Genomic DNA, 4,228 nt, shown 5'->3' with positions numbered 1-4,228 from the left:
CCTTGAAACCGTCGAAGCTGACGTTGATCCCCTCCAGGGTCAGGATGGTGCCGTGGCGTACGTCCAGGCCCTTGGCCGCGGCGCTGCCGAGACCGACCGCCTCGCGGCTGGTGCCGGCATCGCTGTTGGGGTTGAACGCGGGTTCGAGCATGAATTCGGGTACCGGAGTGGCGCGCATCATTACTCCCCCTTCTTGCGCAGTAAGCCGATCACGCCTTTGGGCAGGAACAGCGTGACGATAATGAACAGGAAACCCAGGGCGAACAGCCAGTACTCGGGGAAGGCCACGGTGAACCAGCTCTTCATGCCGTTGACCAGGCCGGCGCCGAGCAGCGGGCCGATCAGCGTGCCGCGACCGCCGAGGGCGACCCATACGGCGGCCTCGATGGAATTGGTCGGCGACATCTCGCTGGGGTTGATGATGCCCACCTGCGGCACATAGAGCGCGCCGGCCAGGCCACAGAGCACGGCGCTGAGCACCCAGATAAACAGCTTGTAGCCGCGCGGGTCGTAGCCGCAGAACATCAGGCGGTTTTCCGCATCACGCAGCGCGGTGAGCACCCGGCCGAACTTGCTGCGCGCCAGTCGCCAGCCCAGGTACAGGCTGGCCACTAGTAACACCACCGTGGCGAAGAACAGCACCGCGCGGGTGTGTGCGGCGGTGATGTCGAAGCCGAGAATGGTGCGGAAGTTGGTAAAGCCGTTGTTGCCGCCAAAGCCGGTTTCGTTGCGAAAAAACAGCAGCATGCCGGCGAAGGTCAGCGCCTGGGTCATGATCGAGAAGTACACCCCCTTGATCCGCGAACGGAAGGCGAAGAAGCCGAACACCAGGGCCAGCAAACCGGGCGCCAGCACCACCAGGCACAGCGCCCAGAGGAAGTTGCTGGTGCCGTACCAGTACCAGGGCAGCTCGCTCCAGGCGAGGAAGCTCATAAACGCCGGCAGGCCGTCACCTGCCGCTTCGCGCATCAGGTACATACCCATGGCGTAACCGCCGAGGGCAAAGAACAGGCCGTGGCCGAGCGACAGCAGGCCGGCGTAACCCCAGACCAGATCCAGCGCCAGGGCGACGATGCAGTAGCAGAGGATCTTGCCGACCAGGGTCAGGGTATAGGCCGACACATGCAGGGCGTTGTCCGCCGGCAGCAGGTGCAGCAGCGGCAGGGCCAGCAGCACGGCCAGTACCAGCAGGCCGATGGCCATGGAGGCTTGCGGGCCGAGCTTGGCGCTGGCACGCGCCAGCAGCGTTTGATTCAGTGGCATAGTCATCAGTCGATCACCCGTCCTTTCAAAGCAAACAGACCTTGCGGGCGTTTCTGAATAAACAGAATGATCAGCGCGAGGATCAGGATCTTGCCGAGCACGGCACCGATCTGCGGTTCGAGAATCTTGTTGGCGATGCCCAGCCCGAAGGCCGCCATCACGCTGCCGGCCAGTTGGCCGACGCCGCCGAGCACCACCACCAGGAACGAGTCGATGATATAGCTCTGCCCGAGATCGGGACCGACGTTGCCGATCTGGCTCAGCGCTACGCCACCGAGGCCGGCAATCCCTGAACCCAAACCGAAGGCCAGCATATCCACCCGCCCGGTCGGCACGCCGCAGCAGGCGGCCATATTGCGGTTCTGCGTCACGGCGCGCACGTTCAGGCCCAGGCGGGTCTTGTTCAGCAGCAACCAGGTCAAAACGACGACAAACAGGGCGAAGCCGATGATCACGATGCGGTTGTACGGCAGCACCAGATTCGGCAGCACCTGAATGCCGCCGGACAGCCAGTAGGGGTTGGCCACTTCAACGTTCTGCGCACCGAAGATCACCCGCACCAACTGAATCAGGATCAGGCTGATGCCCCAGGTAGCCAGCAGGGTTTCCAGTGGGCGACCGTAGAGGTGGCGAATCACCGTGCGCTCCAGGGCCATGCCGATCGCTGCGGTGACGAAGAACGCCACCGGCAGCGCCACCAGCGGGTAGAGCGCCAGGGCTTCCGGGGCGAAACGCTGGAACAGCACCTGCACCATATAGGTGGAGTAGGCGCCGAGCATCAGCATCTCGCCGTGGGCCATGTTGATCACCCCGAGCAGGCCGAAGGTGATCGCCAGGCCCAGCGCGGCCAACAGCAGGATCGAACCGAGCGACAGGCCGCTAAAGGCTTGGCCGAGCAGCTCGCCGATCAGCAGTTTACGTTTGACCTGGGCCAGGCTGGTTTCGGCGGCGGTACGTACAGCTTCATCCTGTTCCACGGCGGGGGCGAGCAAGGTTTCCAGGCGGGTGCGGGCCAGTGGGTCGCCGGTTTCGCCGAGCAGGCGCACGGCGCTCAGGCGGATGGCCGGGTCGCTGTCGACCAGTTGCAGATTGGCCAGGGCCAGGGTCAGGGCGGCGCGCACCGCGTCGTCGGTTTCGCTGGCGACGCGGGCGTTGAGCAGTTGCAGCTGGGCCGGCTTGGCGCTTTTTTGCAGGTGCTGGGCGGCGCCCAGGCGCAGCGCCGGGTCATCAACCAGCAACTGGTGGCTGGCCATGGCGGTGCTGATCAGGCCGCGCAGGCGGTTATTTAGGCGCAGTTTGCGCGGTGTTTCAGTGGGTACAGCTTCGCCTTCGGCCGGCTGATAAGTGCCACCTACTTTGATAAAGGCGGTTTTGCTGCTATCGGCGGCGACGCGGCCTTGTTGCAGGGCTTCGAGCAGCGGCAGGCGCGCCGCATCCGGCGCGGCGGACCAGCGCTCCAGCAGGCTGGCCTGCTTGGCCGGGTTGGCGGCGACAAAGTCCTGGGCATCACCGGCATGTGCGGCCAGGGGCAGCAGCAACAGCAGGCTCAGCAGAATTCGGCTAAGGGCAGTGGGCATAAGGGTGTCCTGGAAGAGGGACTCTGTAGGAGCGAGCTTGCTCGCGATCGCGGTTGACCAGGACAACTGCGTCGCTTTGATCGCCAGCAAGCTGGCTCCTACAGATGTGGTGCCGGGGCGGGGCCCGTCGGATCAGTTCGACTTCACCGCGTAATCCGGCTTCTTGTCGTTGCCTTCGATATACGGGCTCCATGGCTGGGCGCGGACCGGGCTGCTGGTTTCCCAGACCACGGAGAACTGACCGTCTTCCTGGATTTCACCAATCATCACCGGCTTGTGCAGGTGGTGGTTGCTCTTGTCCATGGTCAGGGTGTAGCCGCTTGGCGCGGCGAAAGTCTGGCCGTAGAGGGCGGTGCGCACTTTATCGACATCGGTGGTGCCGGCTTTCTCGACCGCTTGCGCCCACATATGGATGCCGACGTAGGTGGCTTCCATCGGGTCGTTGGTCACGGCCTTGTCGGCGCCCGGCAGGTTCTTGGCCTTGGCGTAGGCTTTCCACTTGGCGACGAACTCGCTGTTGACCGGGTTCTCTACCGACTGGAAGTAGTTCCACGCGGCCAGGTGGCCGACCAGTGGCTTGGTGTCGATGCCGCGCAGTTCTTCCTCACCCACGGAGAAGGCCACCACCGGCACGTCGGTGGCTTCCAGGCCCTGGTTGGCCAGTTCCTTGTAGAACGGCACGTTGGAGTCGCCGTTGACGGTGGAGATCACCGCGGTCTTGCCGCCGGCGGAGAACTTCTTGATGTTGGCGACGATGGTTTGATAATCGCTATGACCGAAGGGGGTGTAGACCTCCTCGATGTCTTTTTCCGCCACCCCTTTGCTGATCAGGAAGGCGCGCAGGATCTTGTTGGTGGTGCGCGGGTAGACGTAGTCGGTGCCGAGCAGGAAGTAGCGCTTGGCCGCGCCGCCGTCTTCGCTCATCAGGTACTCGACCGCTGGAATAGCCTGCTGGTTTGGTGCGGCGCCGGTGTAGAAGACGTTCGGCGACAGCTCTTCGCCTTCGTATTGCACCGGGTAGAACAGCAGGCCGTTGAGTTCTTCAAAGACCGGCAGCACGGATTTTCGCGACACGCTGGTCCAGCAGCCGAACACCACGTCGACCTTGTCCTGGGTCAGCAGCTGGCGGCCTTTTTCGGCGAACAGCGGCCAGTTCGAGGCCGGGTCAACCACCACGGCTTCCAGCTGCTTGCCATTCACCCCGCCCTTGGCGTTGATCTCGTCGCTGGTCATCAGCGCCATGTCTTTCAACGAGGTCTCGGAAATGGCCATGGTGCCGGACAGCGAGTGCAGGATGCCGACCTTGATGGTCTCGGCGGCCTGCACGGTCCAGCTCATGCCCATGGCGGCGATGGACGCGGTGAGGGTAAAGGCCTTGATCAGGTTGC

At 63.8% G+C, this 4,228-nt stretch carries 3 protein-coding genes and 1 pseudogene; all 4 read right to left on the bottom strand.

All coding sequences use genetic code 11. The features are described 5' to 3' along the window. Positions 1 to 178: pseudogene (locus WA145_RS02185) on the bottom strand (ABC transporter ATP-binding protein); the annotation flags it as partial. 2 nt (positions 179 to 180) lie between these two features. Further along, positions 181 to 1,269 (bottom strand): urea ABC transporter permease subunit UrtC, encoded by a 1,089-nt coding sequence (gene urtC / locus WA145_RS02180; protein WP_422579991.1) that lies wholly within the window; start codon positions 1,267 to 1,269, stop codon positions 181 to 183. Beyond that, the gene (gene urtB, locus WA145_RS02175) at positions 1,269 to 2,840 is read right to left on the bottom strand and encodes an urea ABC transporter permease subunit UrtB (protein ID WP_422579990.1); all 1,572 of its coding nucleotides are present in this window, start codon (positions 2,838 to 2,840) and stop codon (positions 1,269 to 1,271) included. Before urtB ends, urtC begins: the two co-directional genes overlap by 1 nt. A 132-nt stretch (positions 2,841 to 2,972) precedes the next feature. Then, positions 2,973 to 4,228: urea ABC transporter substrate-binding protein (gene urtA / locus WA145_RS02170; protein ID WP_422579989.1), on the bottom strand; the 1,256-nt coding region annotated here is incomplete at its 5' end.

The organism is Pseudomonas sp. (assembly GCF_049301935.1).
Classification (GTDB): domain Bacteria; phylum Pseudomonadota; class Gammaproteobacteria; order Pseudomonadales; family Pseudomonadaceae; genus Aquipseudomonas.
The sequence above is the reverse complement of the archived record's forward strand: the minus strand, read 5'-3'. Positions and strand labels throughout refer to the sequence as shown.

Coding starts and splice junctions, on each gene's coding strand:
- urtC (WP_422579991.1), bottom strand. CDS start 1,269: ATGACTATGCCACTGAATCAAACGCTGCTGGCGCGTGCCAGCGCCAAG.
- urtB (WP_422579990.1), bottom strand. CDS start 2,840: ATGCCCACTGCCCTTAGCCGAATTCTGCTGAGCCTGCTGTTGCTGCTG.